15 protein-coding genes are annotated in these 18,639 nt (G+C 69.7%); 6 read left to right on the plus strand and 9 right to left on the minus strand.

The genetic code is table 11. The features are described from left to right. Positions 1–43: 43 nt before the first annotated feature. A complete protein-coding gene (gene radA, locus DSC_RS10020) occupies positions 44–1,435 on the minus strand; it encodes a DNA repair protein RadA (RefSeq protein ID WP_014161053.1) in 1,392 nt (463 codons plus the stop codon). 126 nt (positions 1,436–1,561) lie between these two features. Between radA and DSC_RS10025 the strand changes: the two genes are divergently transcribed. The 5 genes from DSC_RS10025 to DSC_RS10045 all read left to right on the plus strand — a co-directional run bounded on the left by DSC_RS10025 (position 1,562) and on the right by DSC_RS10045 (position 6,142). Beyond that, a complete protein-coding gene (locus tag DSC_RS10025) occupies positions 1,562–2,500 on the plus strand; it encodes an ankyrin repeat domain-containing protein (RefSeq protein ID WP_014161054.1) in 939 nt (312 codons plus the stop codon). Between the two features lie 31 nt (positions 2,501–2,531). Continuing rightward, on the plus strand, positions 2,532–3,836 hold the full coding sequence (tilS, locus tag DSC_RS10030) for a tRNA lysidine(34) synthetase TilS (protein WP_014161055.1): 1,305 nt from the start codon (positions 2,532–2,534) through the stop codon (positions 3,834–3,836). Between the two features lie 35 nt (positions 3,837–3,871). Then, positions 3,872–4,132, plus strand: coding sequence for an exodeoxyribonuclease VII small subunit (locus tag DSC_RS10035; protein ID WP_043290532.1), 261 nt, complete (start codon positions 3,872–3,874; stop codon positions 4,130–4,132). After that, on the plus strand, positions 4,122–5,000 hold the full coding sequence (locus DSC_RS10040) for a polyprenyl synthetase family protein (RefSeq protein WP_014161057.1): 879 nt from the start codon (positions 4,122–4,124) through the stop codon (positions 4,998–5,000). The genes DSC_RS10035 and DSC_RS10040 overlap by 11 nt, the downstream gene beginning before the upstream one ends. 164 nt (positions 5,001–5,164) lie before the next feature. Beyond that, positions 5,165–6,142, plus strand: coding sequence for a 2-hydroxyacid dehydrogenase (locus DSC_RS10045; protein ID WP_014161058.1), 978 nt, complete (start codon positions 5,165–5,167; stop codon positions 6,140–6,142). Positions 6,143–6,543: 401 nt separating this feature from the next. Here DSC_RS10045 and DSC_RS17565 read toward each other — a convergent pair whose 3' ends face one another. The 6 genes from DSC_RS17565 to pmbA all read right to left on the minus strand — a co-directional run bounded on the left by DSC_RS17565 (position 6,544) and on the right by pmbA (position 11,923). Then, a complete protein-coding gene (locus DSC_RS17565; protein WP_083833534.1) occupies positions 6,544–6,906 on the minus strand; it encodes a type II toxin-antitoxin system RelE/ParE family toxin in 363 nt (120 codons plus the stop codon). Continuing rightward, entirely contained in the window at positions 6,848–7,033 is a 186-nt protein-coding gene (locus tag DSC_RS10055; RefSeq protein ID WP_043290534.1) for a hypothetical protein, read from the minus strand. Before DSC_RS10055 ends, DSC_RS17565 begins: the two co-directional genes overlap by 59 nt. A 243-nt stretch (positions 7,034–7,276) precedes the next feature. Further along, positions 7,277–8,419, minus strand: a complete 1,143-nt coding sequence (locus DSC_RS10060; RefSeq protein WP_043290536.1) for a DUF1501 domain-containing protein — start codon at positions 8,417–8,419, stop codon at positions 7,277–7,279. Between the two features lies 1 nt (position 8,420). Next, the gene (locus tag DSC_RS10065) at positions 8,421–9,806 is read right to left on the minus strand and encodes a DUF1800 domain-containing protein (RefSeq protein WP_014161062.1); all 1,386 of its coding nucleotides are present in this window, start codon (positions 9,804–9,806) and stop codon (positions 8,421–8,423) included. Positions 9,807–10,063: 257 nt separating this feature from the next. Continuing rightward, entirely contained in the window at positions 10,064–10,441 is a 378-nt protein-coding gene (locus DSC_RS10070) for a DUF4870 domain-containing protein (protein ID WP_014161063.1), read from the minus strand. A gap of 120 nt (positions 10,442–10,561) precedes the next feature. Beyond that, complete coding sequence (pmbA, locus tag DSC_RS10075; protein ID WP_014161064.1) at positions 10,562–11,923, minus strand: metalloprotease PmbA; 1,362 nt, start codon at positions 11,921–11,923, stop codon at positions 10,562–10,564. A 73-nt stretch (positions 11,924–11,996) separates the two neighbouring features. On the opposite strand from pmbA, the gene yjgA reads away from it, so the two are divergent. After that, positions 11,997–12,530 carry a ribosome biogenesis factor YjgA gene (gene yjgA, locus DSC_RS10080; protein ID WP_014161065.1) on the plus strand — a complete coding sequence of 178 codons (534 nt, stop codon included), beginning with the start codon at positions 11,997–11,999 and terminating at the stop codon, positions 12,528–12,530. 383 nt (positions 12,531–12,913) lie between these two features. Here the strand turns inward: yjgA and tldD are convergent, their stop codons facing one another. Both tldD and DSC_RS10090 read right to left on the minus strand, forming a co-directional pair. Next, positions 12,914–14,359 (minus strand): metalloprotease TldD, encoded by a 1,446-nt coding sequence (tldD, locus tag DSC_RS10085; RefSeq protein ID WP_014161066.1) that lies wholly within the window; start codon positions 14,357–14,359, stop codon positions 12,914–12,916. A 45-nt stretch (positions 14,360–14,404) separates the two neighbouring features. Continuing rightward, positions 14,405–18,328: a YhdP family protein gene (locus DSC_RS10090; protein WP_014161067.1), complete on the minus strand. Its 3,924-nt coding sequence runs from the start codon at positions 18,326–18,328 to the stop codon at positions 14,405–14,407. Positions 18,329–18,639 lie beyond the last annotated feature (311 nt).

Consider the following 18,639-nt stretch of genomic DNA (forward strand, 5'->3'; position numbering starts at 1 on the left):
GGTCTTATCCCACTCAACCCTTATCCCACTCAACCCAGCGCCCTCAACCCAGCGCCGCCTCCAGCGCGTCGGTCAGGCGCTCCACCGCCACGATCTCCATGCCCTTGATGCTGGTGGCCTTGGGCGCATTGGCCCTGGGCACGATCGCGCGCTTGAAGCCGTGGGTCGCAGCCTCTTTCAGGCGGTCCTCGCCGTTGGGCACCGGGCGGATCTCGCCGGACAGGCCGACCTCGCCGAAGGCGATGGTCTTTTCGGCCAGCGGCGCATCGCGCAAGCTTGAGAGCACCGCCAGCAGCACCGGCAGGTCGGCGGCGGTTTCCTGCACCCGGATGCCGCCCACCACATTGACGAACACGTCCTGATCGCCCACCACGATGCCGCCGTGGCGATGCAGCACCGCCAGCAGCATCGCCAGGCGGTTCTGCTCCAGGCCCACGGCCACCCGGCGCGGGTTGGACAGCGGCGAGGCATCGACCAGCGCCTGGACTTCCACCAGCAGCGGGCGGGTGCCCTCGCGGGTGACCATCACGCAACTGCCGGGCTGGCGGGTGCTGCCGCCGGAGAGGAAGATCGCCGAGGGGTTGGAGACTTCCTTCAAGCCCTTCTCGCCCATTGCGAACACGCCCAGCTCGTTGACCGCGCCGAAGCGGTTCTTGAAGGCGCGCAGCAGGCGGAAACGGCTGCCCGACTCGCCCTCGAAATACAGCACCGCATCGACCATGTGTTCCAGCACGCGCGGGCCGGCGATGCCGCCCTCCTTGGTGACGTGGCCGACCAGGAACACGGCCGTGCCGGTCTCCTTGGCATAGCGCACCAGGCGCGCGGCGCTCTCGCGGACCTGGCTGACCGAGCCGGGCGCGGCGGTCAGGGTTTCGGTCCACAGGGTCTGGACCGAATCGGCCACGATCAGCTTCGGCCTGGCCGCCGAGGCGTGTTGCAGGATGCTTTCGATGCCGGTTTCGGCCAGCGCGTTCAGGCCCTCCAGCGGCAGGTCCAGGCGGATCGCGCGGCCGGCGACCTGGGCCAGCGACTCCTCGCCGGTGACGTACAGCACCGGCAGGGTGGCGGCCATGCTGGCCAGGGCCTGCAGCAGCAGGGTGGACTTGCCGATGCCCGGGTCGCCACCGACCAGCACCACCGCGCCTTCGACCAGGCCGCCGCCCAGCACCCGGTCGAATTCGCCGATGCCGGTGGACACGCGCACTTCCTCGCCGTTGCGCACGTCCTTGAGCGCGGTAATCTTCGGCGACTCGGTCTTGCCGGCCCAGCCGGAGCGGCGCGCAGCGGGCGGCGCCCCGGCCGCCGGCTCCAGCACGATCTGCGAGAGCGAGTTCCACGCATTGCACTCGGTGCACTGACCCTGCCATTTGCTGTATTCGGCGCCGCATTCGCTGCACACATACGCGGTGCGCGCCTTGGAGGTGGCCTTGGCCATGAAGCATCCCACTGGAAATCCGGGGATCACTGTAGCGGCGCGGCGTCTCCTGGCGCGAGACCGGGGCGACCGCTGCGGGCAGGTTCTGCCGTGGTAACAAAGGCCGACGCATCGAAGCCCGCGCACTTGGCCAGCCTCCCCCGCGCCACCCGTCCGACCTGGAACCTGCAGCCTGTGCTGGGGCGCGTGCTGCGCGCGACGCTGGCGCTGGCGACGCTGGCAGGATGCGTCTACCTGCTCCTGCCGCTGGACACGACGCCTGCGCCACAGGCGCCACTGGATCCGGCCGACTATTTCAGCGGCCCGGGCCTGGAGATGGCCCGCGCCGTGGACCGCTACGACTGGCCCGCGCTGGACAGGCTGGTCTACCAGCGCGGGATCGATCCGGACACGATCTTCGACGCGCACGGCCGGCCGCTGCTGGCCTGGCCACTGGCCACGCGCAACCCGATGGGCCTGCACCTGCTGCTCAACGTCGGCGCCACGCCTGACATCCGCATGCAGTCGACCGGCATCGGCGTGGGCGCGGCAGCGGAGACGGCGCTGGTGCAGGCCGCGGCGATGGCCGATTCGCGCTACCTGACCGAGCTGCTGCTGCGCGGCGGCGACCCGAACGGGCGCAACGCCGCCGGCCAGCCGCTGCTGTACGTGGCCTTCATCAACGGCCATTGGGACAACGTGAAGGCGCTGGTCATGTCCGGTGCCAACCTGGACACCACGCTGTACACCGAGGACGGCTACGACACGGTGCTGAGCTGGTATTCCAGGATCGGCCGCTTCGACCGCCTGTACTGGCTGCTGGAACACGGCGGCGACCCGACCCGAATCATGCGCGACCTTCCCGATTCGCGCCTGGCCGATACCGCAGACTCCAACGAAGGCCGCATGCCGGTGGTCGAGGACGTCTTCTATGCGCAGGTGCCCGCGCACCAGCGTGACTGGCAGCAGGCCTGCCAGGCCTGGCTGCTGCTGCACAACGTCGATCGCCCGCCGCCGCCACCGACCTGGCGCATGCGCCAACGCCAGCGCAGCCAGGACGAGGACGGCAACGCGATCCAGTTTTAGGAGCCGCGCAGGTGCGTGGCACCATCTGCGCATGTCCCAACCGCTCGCGCTGCTCTGGCTTCCACCGGCCGCACCTGCCCAGGCGCAGCTGTGGGTGGCGTTGAGCGGCGGCCTGGATTCGACCGCGCTGCTGCACGCCATGGCCCAGCGCTGGCGGGGCACACGGCAGCTGCGCGCGATCCACGTCCACCACGGCCTGCAGGCCCAGGCCGATGACTGGGCCGCACATTGCGCCAGGCTCTGCGCGCAGCTGCAGGTGCCGCTGGAGATCGTGCGCGTGCGGGTGGACCGCAGTGGCGGCGCAGGCCTTGAAGCGGCTGCCCGCCACGCCCGCCACGCGGCGTTCGCCCAAGTGATGCAGGCCGGCGAGGTGCTGGTGGCCGCGCACCACCAGGACGACCAGGCCGAAACCTTCCTGCTGCGGGCACTGCGCGCATCCGGGCCGGACGGGCTGGCGGCGATGCGGCCGTGGCGCGCCTTCGCCAGCGGCTGGCTGTGGCGGCCGTGGCTGGCGCTGCCGCGCAGTGCGATCGCCGCCTACGCGCGCGAACACGCCCTGCACTGGATCGAGGACGCCAGCAACGCCGACACCACGCTGGACCGCAATTTCCTGCGCCACCAGGTGCTGCCGCTGCTGCAGGCGCGCTGGCCGCACGCGGCCACCGCCCTGGCACGCAGCGCCGCGCTGAGCGCGCAGGCCAGCGCACTGCTGGAAGGCCAGGACCAGGCCGCGCTGGAACAGGCCCGCACCGCCGATCCGGCCGTGCTGTCGGTGCCGGCCCTGCAGGCGCTGCCGCCCGCGCTGCGCGCACGCGTGGTGCGATGCTGGATCCAGGCCCGCGGCCTGCCGCCCTTGCCCGCCCGCGGCCTGGCCCGGCTGGAAGACACCCTGCTCACCGCGCGAGCCGACGCCCAGGCGCAGTTCGACTGGAACGGCGCCTGCCTGCGCCGCTGGCGCGACCAGCTGCACGCCGGCCCGTTGACGCCGCCGCTGCCGGCGGACTGGGAGGTGCGCTGGGATGGTCGCGCGCCGTTGCTGCTTGCCGATGGCGGCGGCCTGCAGCTTGTGGGTCATGCGGTGTTCGATCCAGCGCTGCGGGTCACCGCGCGCCACGGTGGCGAACGCATCCACCTGCCCGGGCGCAGCCATTCGCACGCACTCAAGCACGTGCTGCAGGCGCTCGACCTGCCGCCCTGGCAGCGCAGGCACCTGCCGCTGCTGCGCGACCAGGCCGGCCAGGTGCTGGCCGCTGGCGATCGCATCCACTCCGCCGATTTCGCCGCATGGCTGCAGGCACGTGCAGCCAGCCTGCGCTGGACACCGCCGGGCGCGTGATTGACCCATCACCCATGCGCGCACACACTTTGCCCATGGCCAAGAAACCCGCAACAGAGACTTCGCCGGTGGCGCATTTCGAAACCTCGCTGGACGAGCTGGAACGGCTGGTCGGGCGCATGGAACTGGGCGAACTGAGCCTGGAAGAATCGCTGGCCGCCTACGAACGCGGCGTCGGCCTCTACCGCAGCTGCCGCACCGCGCTGGAGCAGGCCGAACTGCGCGTGCGCCTGCTCAGCGACCCGGACCGCCCCGACACCGCCGAACCCTTCGCCCCGCTGCCCGATGGCGAGTGAAGCCGTATTCACGCGCTGGGCCCAGCGCGTGGAGGCTTCGCTGGACGCTGCCCTTCCCGACCCGGTCCGCGCCCCGCAGCGCCTGCACGCGGCCATGCGCCACGCAGCCTTGGGCGGTGGCAAGCGCATGCGTCCGCTGCTGGTCTACGCCGCCGGCACGATGACCGGCGCCGATGAAGGCGTGCTGGATGCGCCGGCCACCGCGGTCGAACTGATCCACGCCTACTCGCTGGTCCACGACGACCTGCCGGCAATGGACGATGACGCCCTGCGCCGTGGCCAGCCCACCGTGCACATCGCCTTCGACGAGGCCACCGCCGTCCTCGCCGGAGACGCGCTGCAGACCCTGGCCTTCGAGGTGCTGGCCGGCAGCGATGCCGGCGCCGTGCTGCGCGTGGCCTGGCTGCAGACCCTGGCCCAGGCCAGCGGCGTGGCCGGCATGTGCGGCGGCCAGGCCCTGGACATCGATGCCACCGGACAACTGCAATCGCTACAGGCGCTGCAGCACATGCACGCGCTCAAGACCGGCGCCCTGATCCGCGCCAGCGTGCGCCTGGGCGCCCTGGCCGGCGGCGTGGAAGAAGCCACTTTGCAACGCCTGGATGCCTTCGCTCAGGCCCTGGGCCTGGCCTTCCAGGTCCGCGACGACATCCTCGACATCGAAGCCAGCTCCGAAACCCTCGGCAAGACCGCCGGCAAGGATGCCGCCCAGTCCAAGTCCACCTATCCTGCGCTGCTCGGCATCGACGGTGCGAAGGCGAAGCTCGACGCGCTGGCGGCGCAGATGCACGAGTTGCTGGCACCCTTTGGCGCGCGCGCCGATGCGCTGTTGGCGTTGGGCGAGCTGGCGATCAAGCGCGAGCGTTGAGTTCGCATCAAATGACAAAATCGCTGCGCTATTGTGTGCCAGGCGTGGAACTTCGAACGAAGTGAATTGCGACCCCTGTCTCGCACGCAGGAAACCAGAGCATGTCGGTGGAGGACGCCGATTTACCAGCCCCTCCCCCCGACACAAGGCAAAGGAGCGTTGTCATGCAACCAGTGAATGTGCTTGTGACCGCCAAGCTCGATGAGAATCTGAAAACAATCATCGACGACCATCTGCGCGATGTTGCCAATGTCACGTATCTCGGCCCGGATGAGGGCCGAAACCAAGCCATTGGGCATGCAGATGTGCTTCTTTCCTGGAACCCTTCGCGGGAGTTCTCGGAGGATGAGTACCCGCGAATGAGCAAGGCGCGATTCATGCAGCTGTTGTCTGCCGGTGCCGACCATGTTCCCTTCAGGCTATTCCCCGAGACGCTGGTCGTCGCCGGGAACGCGGGTGCATACGCAGGACCCATGGCTGAGCATGTCATGGCCATGACCCTGGCCCTGTCCAAAAACCTCAGGGAAGGTCACAGGAAGCTTGTCGCTGGGCAGTTCGATCAGTTTGGCATGAACAGATTTCTTCGTGGCTCCACATGCGCCATCCTTGGTTTTGGCGGGATCGGCAAGGCCACCGCCCAGCTCATGAAGGCCTTTGGGGTCAAGATACTTGCGGTCAATACCAGCGGCAGGACCGAGGAAGACGTCGACTTCATCGGCACGACAAAAGATCTGGAGGATGTCCTGGGCCGCGCCGACATCGTGGTCGTCTCAATGCCCTTGTCGCGCTCGACAAAAGGGCTCATCGGCGCGCGCGAGCTGACATGGATGAAGCCCGATGCCATCCTGGTGAACGTGGCAAGAGGGGAGATCATCGATGAAGGCGCTTTCTACGAACATCTGAAGTCGCATCCGGCCTTCAAGGCAGGCATCGACGCCTGGTGGGTCGAGCCCTTCAGGCATGGAAGGTTTGAGGTGCATTATCCCTTCCTCGATCTGCCCAACGTCCTGGGCTCGCCACACAATTCCGGCATGGTGCCCGAGGCCATGGCGCAAGCAACAAAAGAGGCTGCGGAAAACATCAAGCACTACATGACGGGAGGAAAGGTAAAGGGGGTTTTCAGGAGGGAAGAATATCTTTAGATACGGGCCACGGGCTGCCTTGCTGTTGCCAGCGTGGGCCACGCGCAGCACCTGGCCATGGCGAAGCAGACAGTCGCGATGGGAGCCGTGCAACGCGCCGACCCTGGAAGAGCAAAACGAGGACGGGTAGAAAACCGAAAAAAAAGGCAGGCAGGGTCACTCTGCTCTCTTTTTCTGGCAGTGCAGATGCACGAACTGCTGGCACCCTTGTCGGATGCGTCGGCGGTGCCACGTGAATTGGCAGTCAGGGCGCGGGCATCGAGTCCGCATCAGACTACAAGATCTTCGCAACCTGACGTGGGTGCGGACCTTCAACTTACGGTAAGTGCATTCCCCCTGTTTCCCTTGGTGTCGCGATTCGGCGTCGGCTTGAACGGCGCAGCCGTTAGGCCGCGCCGTAGTCAGTCGTGCAGATCGGCCAGATCGGCCGGCATCAGCTGCCGATAGTGCAGCACCGTCAGAATCTCCACCTGCGTCTGCGTCACGCGGTAGATCAAGCGATAGGGCCGCTCCAGCAGCTCCCGCACGTCCGCAGGCCGATAGCGTTCCAGCCGCTTGCCCATCGCTGGCAACTCGCCCAGTTCCAGTGCGCGGCGCGCCAGCTGGAGCGTCACCGACGCCGCAACGTCCGGGGCGTGCGCTTTCAGGTAGGTCTGGTCTGGATCTCCAGCGGCCGGGCCCGGGCGCCTGGCGTCCAGCAGACCCTCATGCGGCCAGTTCGAGTTGCCGAAGCACGTCCTCGGCGGCAATGAGCTGCCCGGCATCGGCCTGCTCGATGCCCTTTTCGATCGCCCGGTGCAAGGCGGCCTGATAGATCAGGTCCTCCCAACTGGCCTCGTCGGGCAGGTCGTCCACTAGCTGATGGGCCTGCTGTTTGAACGCGGCGGCCATGGGCTGTTCTCTCGCAAGGGATGTCCTGATCATCTTAGCCCCGGCCGACCTGGCTGTCCCCATCGTCCCCGGGCAGGCGTTCAGCGTGCTGCAGACGCCGCCAGTGCACCCGCAGCAGCCGTTCGACCACCCGCCGCCACCTGCGTCGCCTCCCGGTTGTAGAGCACCAGGTCGCCGTAGTCGGTGTGCAAGGTGCACTTCTCCACGCCGGCCCCTCCTGGGCGTCAGCGAGGCATCACCGTGTCACCCCAGCAGGCCATCCATCGCCCGCACCTTGCCACTTTCCGGGAACACCGCCTTTTCCAGCCGGCCCTGGTCCACGCGCAGGTGACCGGCCAGCACGGCCTTGAACAGCGCGCGCATGTCGGTGGTCACGCGCAGATCGCGACCGTCGTTGAGGGCCGCTTGCGACAGTCCGGGCCAGTGGCCGGCGATGCGGCCGCCGCGTACGGCGCCCCCTGCCAGCAGGGCCAGGCCGCCGGTGCCGTGGTCGGTGCCGCCGGTGCCGTTGACCCTGGCGGTGCGGCCGAACTCGGTGACCACCACGACCACGGTCTTGTCCCAGAGGCTTTGCGCGCCGTCGTGGAAGGCGCGCAGGCCGTTGTCCAGTTCGGTCAGTTTGTTCTTCAGGATCGCTGCCTGGCCGGCGTGGGTGTCCCAGCCGGAATCCTCGACGAAGGCGATGCGCGGGCCGTCGGGTTGGGACATGAAGGTCGCCGCCGCAGCGGTTGCCGCCGCCATGCGGCCCTTGCCGCCGGCGCCCTGCACCGCGGCCATGCCCTGGTTGGCCACCGCCCGCTGGAAGTTTTCGGCCAACGCGCTATCGTGCGCGTACAGGGCCTGCAGGCGCTGCAGCAGGATCGGGTTGACCTGCCTGGGCAACGGCGGCGACCAGGTGGAGGCATCGCCGGGGCCGCGCATGATCAGCGGCATCACCGTGGTGATCGACAGCGCCTGGGTGCCGGCCATCGCGCCAGCGCAGCGGTTGAGCCAGCCGGTGTTGGCGCCGCCGGGGCGGGCGCTGCCGTTCTCCAGGCAGTCCTGCGCCTCGAAGTGGGAGCGCTGCCGGTACGGCGGGGCAATGGCCACCACCGGCAGTAGCTGCTTCTTGCCATACAGCGCATGGGTGAAGGCCAGCGAGGGATGCAGCGCGAAGTCGGCGTCCAGCTTGCGCGCATCGCCTGGCGCCAGGGCGCCACGCAGGCTGCGGTAGTTGGGGTCGTCGACCGGGATCAACGTATGCAGGCCATCCAGGCCGCCGCGCAGCAGCACCACCAGCAGGCGCGTGTCGTTGCCGCGCGACGCGGCCAGGCCGAGCGAGGGCCACAGCGTCAGGGTGGTCATCGCGCCAGCGGCGCCGAGGAAGGCGCGTCGGGTCAATGGCATTTCAGGTCCTCCACTGGAACGCGGGGCTGGCGAACAACAGCGCCAGGCCATCGCGCGGCGATTCGGCACGCCTGAGCGCGGCCAGGGTGTCGGCGTCGAGGGTGTCGGCGAACACCGCCTGCGCGGTGCCCAGCGGATCGAGCAGGGCCTCAGGCACCGCTTCGGCCAGCGCCTGCGCACTCTGCACCCGCTTCCACAGCGCGTCGGGCCCGCTCCACTGCGCGGCATCGTCCTCGAAGCCGGCCGGCGAGCGCGGGGTCAAGGTCGGCTGGCCCATGCGGTTGAGCAGCGTGGCCAGCGCCTGCGGGCGCCGGTCGTCGGGCCGGCCGCCGGCGCGCAGCGCGGACACCACGAAATCGTCGGGCGTCTTGAACTTGCGCGCCTGCGCGCCCCACGCGGCCGGGTGGCGGATCAGCGTGGCGTAGACGCTGGCCAGATCGCCATCGGTTTTCAGCCAGGCGCGGGTCATGGCCTCGACCACGCCCGGCGGCGGCGCATCGCTGATCAGGTGCCGGGCGATCTTGCTCGAAACATGCCGCGCGGTGGCCGGATGCACGGCCAGCTGCGCCAGCACGGCCTTGCCCTGGTCCATGCCGGCCTGCCGGTAGCGCTTGCCCATGACCGTGCGCGCGCCGCCTTCATGGGCGTTGGCGCGGAACACGAAGGCGCTTTGGACCCCGCCGCGCTTGAAGTCCTGCGGCATCGGCACGCCCCAGCCGGTGATGGCCTTGGCCAGCTCGGTGACATCGGCCTGGGTATAGCCGCCGTTGGCGCCGACGGTGTGCAGCTCCAGGATCTCGCGGGCGAGGTTTTCGTTGAGGCCCGGGGCCTTGTCCGGATTGCGCCGGCGCGCGCGCATGGCCACCATCGAGTCGGCGCCGACCGAGCGCGCGTTGTCCAGGAAGCGCAGCATCGCCGGGTGCGTTTCCACCGCCAGCAGCAGCTCGCCAAAGCGACCGATGACATGTGGGCGGATCGCTTCGCGCTCCATTGGCGCGGCGTAAGGTGCGGCCACCGGCTTGTCCAGCGACACGGCGAAGTGGTTGGACCAGAACCGCACCATGCGCTCGACAAAGCTCGCCTGGCTCTCGACGGCGACCTGGTGGCGCAGGGCCAGTTCGCGCGCCTGGCCCTGGCGCAATGCCTTGACCAGCCCGGCGGGCTTGTCACCGCCGTTCTGCCTGGCTTCGCGCCGTGCCTGCTGCAGGGCGATGTCCTGCTGCAGGACCTCCAGGCTGGTCGGCAGGCCCGCCAACGCCGCGGGCGGCGCGCCGGGATGCAGCTGCGCAAGCAGCCAGCCCTGCGGGTCGGCCAGCCCGGCCAGTTCGCCCGGGCGCGCGCCCAGGCCAAAGCGATTGGTGGCGCTGACGGCGGTCTGGCGGGTCATGCGCATGGCACCTGCTGCGAAGAAACACTGCACATGCAAACGCCCCACCGCGCATCGGGTTGACCTGCGCCGGAACGTGTTCAGTGAGGTTCATGGCGCGAGCGCATTGCGATGCGGCCAGCGTCAACGCCTGGGTCAGACCCGGCAAGATGCAGGTGCGGCGGAAAGCTGGCTCAGGCAGGTCCTTGCCGGCAGGCACCGCGGCGCCCATGCGAAAGGCCTGGCGATGCCGGGCCTGTTTGCTGCCAGTCCGCCGGCTACTTGATCAGGCGCAGCGCGAACGGGTAGCGGTAGCTGACGCCTTCGTTGGCCTTGATCCCGGCCAGGATGCACAGCACCAGGTTGGCGATCCAGACCAGCGGCATCAGCAGGAAACCGATCCCGATCACACCCAGCACGCTGCAGACGAGATAGGCGATGAACACGGTGATCTGGAAGTTCAGCGCTTCCTTGGACTGGTCAGTGAGCCAGGCCTTGGCCGGATTGTCCTTGTTCACCAGCCACAGGATCAGTGGCACGACAAAACTGGCCACGATGCCGGTCAGGTGCACGATCAGGGCGACGGTGCGGTCTTCCTGCGGGGCCACGCCTGTGGGCGGCGGCGGCGGAGCGGTGACGTTCTCGAATTCGTTCATGCGCTTGCGGTTCCTGAAGTGGGGTGGTGGAACGCATCCGGCCGTGGGCTGGCCGCGGCCACTGTCGTGGCCGGCGCGGCGCGCGTCAATCCCCCTGCACGGCAGGTATCAGGCAAGACGTCATTGCCCACCGGCAACGGTCATGCGCCCGACCAGGACCGAGCCGATGCCGATGTGCGAGCGCCGATCCACGTCGCTGCCCACCGCTTCGATCGCGGCGAAGATGTCCTTGAGATTGCCGGCCACGGTGACGTTGTCCACCGGATAGGCGATCTGGCCATTTTCGATCCAGAAGCCGCCGGCGCCGCGCGAGTAGTCGCCGGTCACCGGATTGACCCCCTGGCCCATCAATTCGGTCACCAGCAGGCCGGTGCCCATGTCCTTGAGCATCGTCGTCAGGTCGCCGGCATTGGCGGCGACCTCCAGGTTGTGGATGCCGCCGGCATTGCCGGTGCTGGACAGGCCCAGCTTGCGCGCTGAATAGCTGCCCAGCACATAGCGCTGGAGGACGCCACGGGACACCAGCGCCGAATCGGCCGTGGCCACGCCTTCGGCATCGAATGCGCCCGAACGCAGGCCCTCGCGCAGCAGCGGCCGTTCCTCGATGGAGAACCAGTCCGGGAAGATCTGCCTGCCGGCGTGGTCCAGCAGGAAGCTGGCCTTGCGGTACAACGCCCCACCGCTGACCGCGCCCAGCAGGTGGCCGATCAGCGAGCGGGCGACCTCGGCGCTGTACAGCACCGGGTACTGGCCGGTGGCCAGCTCGCGCGGCCCCAGCCGGGCCACGGTGCGCTGCGCGGCGCGGCGGCCGATGGCCTCGGGCGCTTCCAGCCGCTCGCGCGCCAGCGCGGTCGAATACCAGCCGTCGCGTTGCATGCCTTCACCGGTACCGGCGATCAGCGCGCAGCTGATCGAATGGTGGGTGCCGCGCTCGCGGCCGACGAAGCCATGCGAGTTGGCATACACCGACAGGCCATGGCTGCTGCTGACCGAGGCGCCGTCGGAATTGCGCACTCGCGCATCGGCGTCGCGCCCGGCCGCTTCGCAGGCCAGGGCCAGGTCCACTGCCGCATCGGCATCGAGCTGCCAGGGGTGCCAGCCGCCCAGGTCCGGGAATTCGCGCGCCATGCGCTGCGGGTCGGCCAGGCCGGCCGCTGGGTCGTCCTCGGTATAGCGGGCGATCGCGCAGGCCTGTTCGACCGTGGCGGCCAGGCTTTCCTCGCGCAGGTCGCCGGTGCTGGCGCTGCCCTTGCGCTGGCCGAAGTAGACGGTCACGCCGATCGCGCGGTCCTGGGTGGACTCGACCGTTTCCACCTCGCCCATGCGCACGTTGACGCTCAGGCCGAAATCCTCGCTGCAGCTGACCTCGGCCTGGCTGGCGCCGCGGCTGCGGGCCATGGCCAGCAGCCGCTCGGACAGCTCGGCCAGGTGATCAAGGCGCTGGGCGCTGTCGTCGCGGGCGGGGGAAGTGAGTGCGTTCAATGGCTTATCCTGTTGTCTCTGCTTGATTGATCCGGCGCGCGCATCTGGCGCGCCTTTGAGGAAGGTGTGATGCATGCGCGGACGCGATCCTGAAACCGGCGAATTTCGCGGCCCCAGCCGGACCCAGCAGCGCCAGGGCGCGCTGGAAGTGCGTGCGCTGGCCGAACAGCTGGTGGCGCTGAGCCCGGCGCAGCTGGCGCGCCTGCCGCTGAGCGAGGAACTGGCCGGACATGTGGATGAAACGCGCCGGGTCACCTCGCACATCGCGCACAAGCGCCAGCTGCAGTTCCTGGCCAAGCAGATGCGCAAGGAAGACGACCAGACGCTGGAGGCAATCCGCGACGCGCTGGACACCAGCGGCGATGCGGCGCGCATCGAGACCGGCCTGATGCACCAGGCCGAAAGCTGGCGCGAGCGCCTGCTCGACGATCCCGAAGCGCTGACCCAACTGCTGGACGAATATCCGCACGCCGACCGCCAGCGCCTGCGCCAGCTGATCCGCAACGTGGCCGAAGAACGCAAGCGCAACAAGCCGCCGGCGTCCTACCGCGAGCTGTTCCGGGTCCTGCGCCAGGTACTGACGGCGGCAGAACCGGACCCCAGGTAACAGCGGATCGGCCCCCTCTCCCGCACTTGTGGGGGAGAGCTCGAAGTCGCGGCGAGCGACTGAGGGGGTGAGGGGGTTGCCGAAGACCAGAACCGGCCGATTGTCTGCGCAGGTGCCCAAGCCAACGACATCGTGATGCGCCACCAGCGGAAAACCCCCCTCATCTACCCTGCGGGCATCTTCTCCCCCGCAAGCGGGGGAGAAGGGGCAAGCCTGCACCCCTGTCGGGACATCAGCCGCAAGCCTGCTCCAAGCAAGTGATAAAGAGACAGCGCCTGCGGGCAAGAGGCCGCGGCAGGATCGGCATGCCGAGCAGTCCGTTGCTCCTGCGCAGCTGGGTGTTCCCCGCGACCCGGGGCCCGGGCCCAGAGTCCCGGCGCTGCTCACGCCCTGGTGCCGCCCACGGTCAGCCCGTCGATCAGCAGCGACGGCTGGCCCACACCGACCGGCACGCTCTGCCCGTCCTTGCCGCACACGCCCACGCCGGCATCCAGGGCCAGGTCGTTGCCGATCATGCGCACCTTCTGCATGGTCTCCGGGCCGTTGCCGATCAGGGTGGCGCCCTTGACCGGCGCGGTGACCTTGCCGTCCTCGATCAGGTAGGCCTCGGTCGCGGAGAACACGTACTTGCCGCTGGTGATGTCGACCTGGCCACCGCCGAAGTTGACCGCGTACAGGCCCTTTTTGACCGAACGGATCATCTCCTGCGGATCGTGCTGGCCGGCCAGCATGTAGGTGTTGGTCATGCGCGGCATCGGCAGGTGGGCAAAGGATTCGCGGCGGCCGTTGCCGGTCGGCGCCATGCCCATCAGGCGCGCGTTGAGGCTGTCCTGCATGTAGCCGACCAGGACGCCGTCCTCGATCAGCGTGGTGCATTGGGTGCGCTGGCCTTCGTCATCGACGTTGAGCGAGCCGCGGCGGCCTTCCAGGGTACCGTCATCGACGATGGTCACGCCCTTGGCGGCCACGCGCTGGCCGATGCGGTCGGCGTAGACGCTGGTGCCCTTGCGGTTGAAGTCGCCTTCCAGGCCGTGGCCGACCGCTTCGTGCAGCAGCACGCCGGGCCAGCCGGAGGCCAGCACCACCGGCATCACCCCGGCCGGCGCGTCGACCGCTTCCAGGTTCACCAGCGCCTGGCGCAGGGCCTCGCGGGCGAATTCCTCGGGGCGGCCGGTGCCGAGCAGTTCGGCGTAGGAATAGCGCCCGCCGTAGCCGGCGTAGCCGGATTCGCGGCGGCCGTTCTGTTCGACGATCACCTGGATGTTCAGACGCACCAGCGGGCGCACGTCCGAGGCCAGCACCCCGTCGCTGCGCGCCACCAGCACCGTGTCCACGCCGCCGGACAGGCTGACGGTGACCTGCTGCACGCGCGGATCGGCCGCGCGCAGGAATTTGTCCACCGCGCGCAGTGCGGCGACCTTGTCGTCGTTGTCCATCGCATCGACCGGATCTTCCGGCGCATACAGCGCCCGGCCCTGGCCGCGCACCAGGGTGCGCGCAGCGTGGCTGGCGCCATCGCGCGCGATCGCCCGGGCCGAACCGGCCGCGCTCAGCAGCGCAGCCGCGTTGATGTCGTCCGAGTAGGCAAAGCCGGTCTTCTCGCCGGAGATCGCGCGCACGCCCACGCCCTGTTCGATCGAATGCGCGCCGTCCTTGACGATGCCGTCCTCCACCGTCCAGCTCTCGCGGCGCGCATGCTGGAAATACAGGTCACCAAAGTCGATGCCCGGCCCCAGCAGCGCGCCGAAGGCACGCTCCAGACCGGTCTGGTCAAGGCCAGCGGGAACCAGCAGGCGGGATTGGGCAAGTGCGAGTGCGGATGTGCTCATGGGGTAATGATCGGGTCCTGAAGGGGGAATGCAAGCCGCGCGCGCTCAGCGCGGCTGTGCGGGCGTGACAGGTGCAGGCATCTGGACTGGCTTGGTCGCAGGTGTGGCCGGGCCTTCGTGTTCGGTCACATCCACCTTGGGGTCCTTCCACGGACCGGTCACGTGGTAGGTCTTGGCGCCGATCTCTCCCAGTGGCTTGCCCAGCATCGCGTTGGCGGCCGCGCCGACCGCCGCGCCGACCGGGCCGCCGGTGAAGGCCCCGACCATGGTCAGCAGGTTGCCCGAGCGCGGCAGGACGTGGATGGTCTGGTCGAAGGTCTGCTTGCCCAGGTCGGTGCTGCCACCAATGAGGATCTGCGCCGCTGGACCTTCGATCACGGTGTTGTCGGTGCGGGCGCGGCCATCGTTGAAGGCCACATCGCCCTCGATCCGGTTGAAGGCAAAGCCCTTGGAGAAGAAGTCGCGGAAATCCAGCATCAGCCGGCGCGGCAGCTGGGTCAGGCTGAACAGGCCGAGCACGCGGCCGGCGCCCGGTTCGACTTCCAGCAGCGCACCGTTGTGCGCGCTCAACCTGGCGCTGCCGTCCAGCCCGCCCAGCGAGAAGTCCGCCGGACTCGACGGCCAGGCCAGGTCCAGCTCGACCTTGCCGGTGCCGCCGCGCACCCGCCCGGTGAAGCCCAGGCCGTCCATCAACGCGCCCAGGTCCTGGCTGTCGACCTTGGCCACCAGGTGGGTACGCGCGCTGCGGCCGCGCCCGGTCCAGTCACCGTTGATGTCCAGCTTCTGCTGCGGCGAGCGCATCCTGAGGGCTTCCACGCGCAGGCCGGAGGGCAGCTTGCGCGTGCGCAGGGTGGTCTGGCCCAGCCGGGCCTGGCCGAAGCGCAGGTCGTCCACGTCCAGCGCCAGCGAGGGCAGCGCGGACGGGTCCAGGTCGTCTGCGGCCGGTGTCGAGCCGGTATCAGCCGTCGGCGGCGGCGCGGCCGACACCCAGTGCAGCCGCGCCAGCCGGCCGCGCACCGGCGCGTTTTCATCCTCCGGCACATGCACGCTGCCTGAGAGCGCCGCGCCGTCCAGCTTCACCTCCAGGGCTTGGGGCGCCGGCACCACTTGCACCCGGGTGGCCGGAAAGGCGCCGCCAATCAGCAGCAGCTTCTGCGCGGTGATGTCGATGCCACGCAGCTTGAGCGGCTGGCTGGCGGCGGCCGGAACAGGATCGACCACGGCCTGCGGATTGGTCAGCGCGGCGGCTGCGGCGGCCGCCTTGACCAGGGGAGTATCGGCCGGTGCGCTGCCAGAGGCGCGCGCCACCGCGATCCAGCCGGCTGCATCCAGCGAGGTCGCCGTGCCGCCGGCGCTGAGGCCGCTGTCCGGCACCGGCTGGGCGATGCTGCTGCGGCCCATTTCCACGCGCACACCGGTGTTGCCGCCACGCTGCTGCATGCGCAGTGCCATTAGCTTGCCGAAGCCCACATCCACCTGGCCCCTATCCAACGGCAGCTGCACGTCCACGCTGGCAGGCAGCGCCTGGCTGGCGGATTTCGCCAGCGGCGCGGGCAGACTCAGGGTGGTGCCGACGAGGTTGGAAGCGGCGCTGATCCTGACCGGCGGATCGGCCCCGGCCTGCGCCGGCGCCCCCACTCCGACCTTGACCGTCCACGGTGAACGCCCGTGCAGATAGGCCTTGAGCCAGCCGATTTCCGGCACCCGCTGCAGCAGTTCATCGCTGGTCAGTGGCGCCTGCAGCTGGGCTTCGAAGACATGCGCCGGATCCTGCGTCGAGGTGCCCGCGCGCAGGGCCAGCTGGCCCGGCTGGCCGCCGGTGTTGACGCTGAGCGCGGGCGCCTGGAAGCCGCCATCGCTGAAGCTGGCCGCACCGCGCACCTGGCTGAAATCCAGGTCCCAGGTGCGGTCGGTCAGGCGCGCGCCGTCCAGCGCCACCTGGCCGCCGATCTGCCGTTCCACCCCCGAACCGGCGCGCAGTGGCAGCTGCATCCGGTAGTCGACCGTGGCCGGGCCGGAGGCGCTCAGGCCCTTGATCGCGCTGCCGTAGCGCTGCTGCAGCGGGCTGTTGCGCACCAGCGACAGCAGCCCGCCGGCATCGTCGCCGCCGGCCGCGTCCACCTTGAGCACGGTCTGGTGCCAATCGGCGATGCCGGCCTCGATGCGACTGACCGGCACCTGCCCCAGCTGGCCCTTGCCGCTGAGCTGGAAGCCGTTGTTGACAAAGCGCACGTGCGCATCCACGCCCTGCATGTCCGGCCAGTCGGCCTGGAAGCGGATGCGTCCGCCTTCGATGTCAGCACTGGCATCAAACAACCCCTGGTTGTGCAGGAACGGCCAGTGGTCCAGGTCACCGGCGACCAGCCCGGTGCCGTTGCGCAGCGTGCCGCCCTGCAGGGCCATGTTCAGCCAGCCCAGCGCCGCCCTGGACATGCGGTGGCGCACCCAGAACCCGCGTGCGGCCGCCAGTGGCGTGTCGTGCACCTCGGCGGCCAGGTTGAGCCAGGGTCGGCTGGAATCGTTCTGGAACCACACATCGCCGCGCACGTCCAGCCCGAAATCCGGGCCGACCACCCGCAGCGCCGGCGTGCCGAACTTCCACCCGGCGCCTTCGCGCCAGCCGGCCAGGGTGCCGCGCAGCGACGCGGCGTGGACCACGCCGAAGCCGGCCGGCCAGTCGAACCTGAACGGCGCCGCCTCATCCAGCACCAGCGCCACGCCCTGCGCGTCGCCGGTCAGGCGGCCGGCCAGGCCGCTCAGGCCCGGGGCCTGGCCCACCGGGGCAAACCCGGCGTCCTGGACCTGCGCCGCCAGCCACAGCGGTCCCCGTACCGAGCCGGCCACCTGCACCTGGCGCAACACCGCCTGCGGCCGGGCCTGCCGCAGCCAGGTGCGCAGGCCCGGCTTGAGCTGGTCGCTCATCGCCAGCGCCTGCAGCAGCGGCGCGACCTCGATCCGGTCCGCCACCAACGCCGAGCGCGCGCCGCCGATCAGGCTCACTCCATCGACACCGCCGCTGCCGCCCTTCGGCCCCAGCCGCAGCCGGGGCACGTCCAGCCGCCACTGCTCGGGCTGCTTCTGGAAACGCCCCTGCCCGCTGATTTCCGCGAAGGCCACCGTGCCGCTGCCGTCGCGGGTGGCCAGCTGCACCTGTTTCAGCGCCAGCTCGGCCTGCACCTGCTGGACGCGATGGCCCTTCAGCTGCACCCAGGCCTGCACATCACCACGGCCGCCGCGCAGTTGCATCCCGGCCAGTCCGGACAGGGCCTGCCAGTGGGCCAGGGTGATGCCCTCGCCCTGCAGGTAGGCGCGCCCGTCGCCGCTGTGACGGTCGAACCGGGCGGCGATCCCGATCGGTTTGCCGCCCTGGCGGCTGCCGCGCAGGCGTGCGCCGGCCCGCACCTGCGGCCCCTGCACGCGCAGGCGCAGGTCGATGCTGGGCAGCTGCAGGTCCCAGCCCAGCGAGGGCGCCAGCACGCGCAGGCGGCCGTCGACCACCTGCAGTTCGCCCAGGCCATCGAGCGACTGCAGCGGATCGGGCCTGTGCTGGCCGGGAAATCCACGGATCGTCCAGCTGCCATCCTCGGCACGCACCGCTTCCAGGGCGATGTTGCGCAGGCGCAGCTCGGTGAAGGCCCGGCCCGGCAGCAGGCCCGAATACAGCGCCACCAACACTTCGCCCTGGCCGATCTGCACGCCCTGCCCGGCGCCACTGCCGCCGACCTGCAGGCCATCGAGCCGCAGCAGCGGGCCGCGCCGGGTCCATTCGGTCTTGAGCGTGCGGAAGGTCACTGGCCGCCCGGCGCGCTGGCTCAGCCAGGCCGCGACCCTGTCCGGGTGGCGCTCGGCCAGCGGCAGCAGCTGGCTGACCACGCCCAGCACCAGGGCCACGCAGACCAGCGCCACGGCCAGCGCATACCAGGCCACGCGGCGCAGCACGCGCAGGCGGTGGTGGAAGGCAATGGGCATCAAGCGATGGCCGGGGCCGGGGAGCCGGGACCCGGGGCCCGGGACCCGGGACCCGGGGAAGCAACGGCAAACGCTGGACCGACAGCCTCACGCTGTCGCCGGAGTGTTGGATCTCGCCCCTGAAACGGCGAAAGCGGCAACGGACACGCCGAAATCCCGCTTTGCCGGGTCCCGGGTCCCGGGTCCCCGGTCCCGGCCCCCGGGGAAGCAACGGCAAACGCTGGACCGACAGCCTCACGCTGTCGCCGGAGTGTTGGATCTCGCCCCTGAAACGGCGAAAGCGGCAACGGACACGCCGAAATCCCGCTTTG

The organism is Pseudoxanthomonas spadix BD-a59, assembly GCF_000233915.3.
GTDB classification, from domain to species: Bacteria; Pseudomonadota; Gammaproteobacteria; order Xanthomonadales; family Xanthomonadaceae; genus Pseudoxanthomonas_A; species Pseudoxanthomonas_A spadix.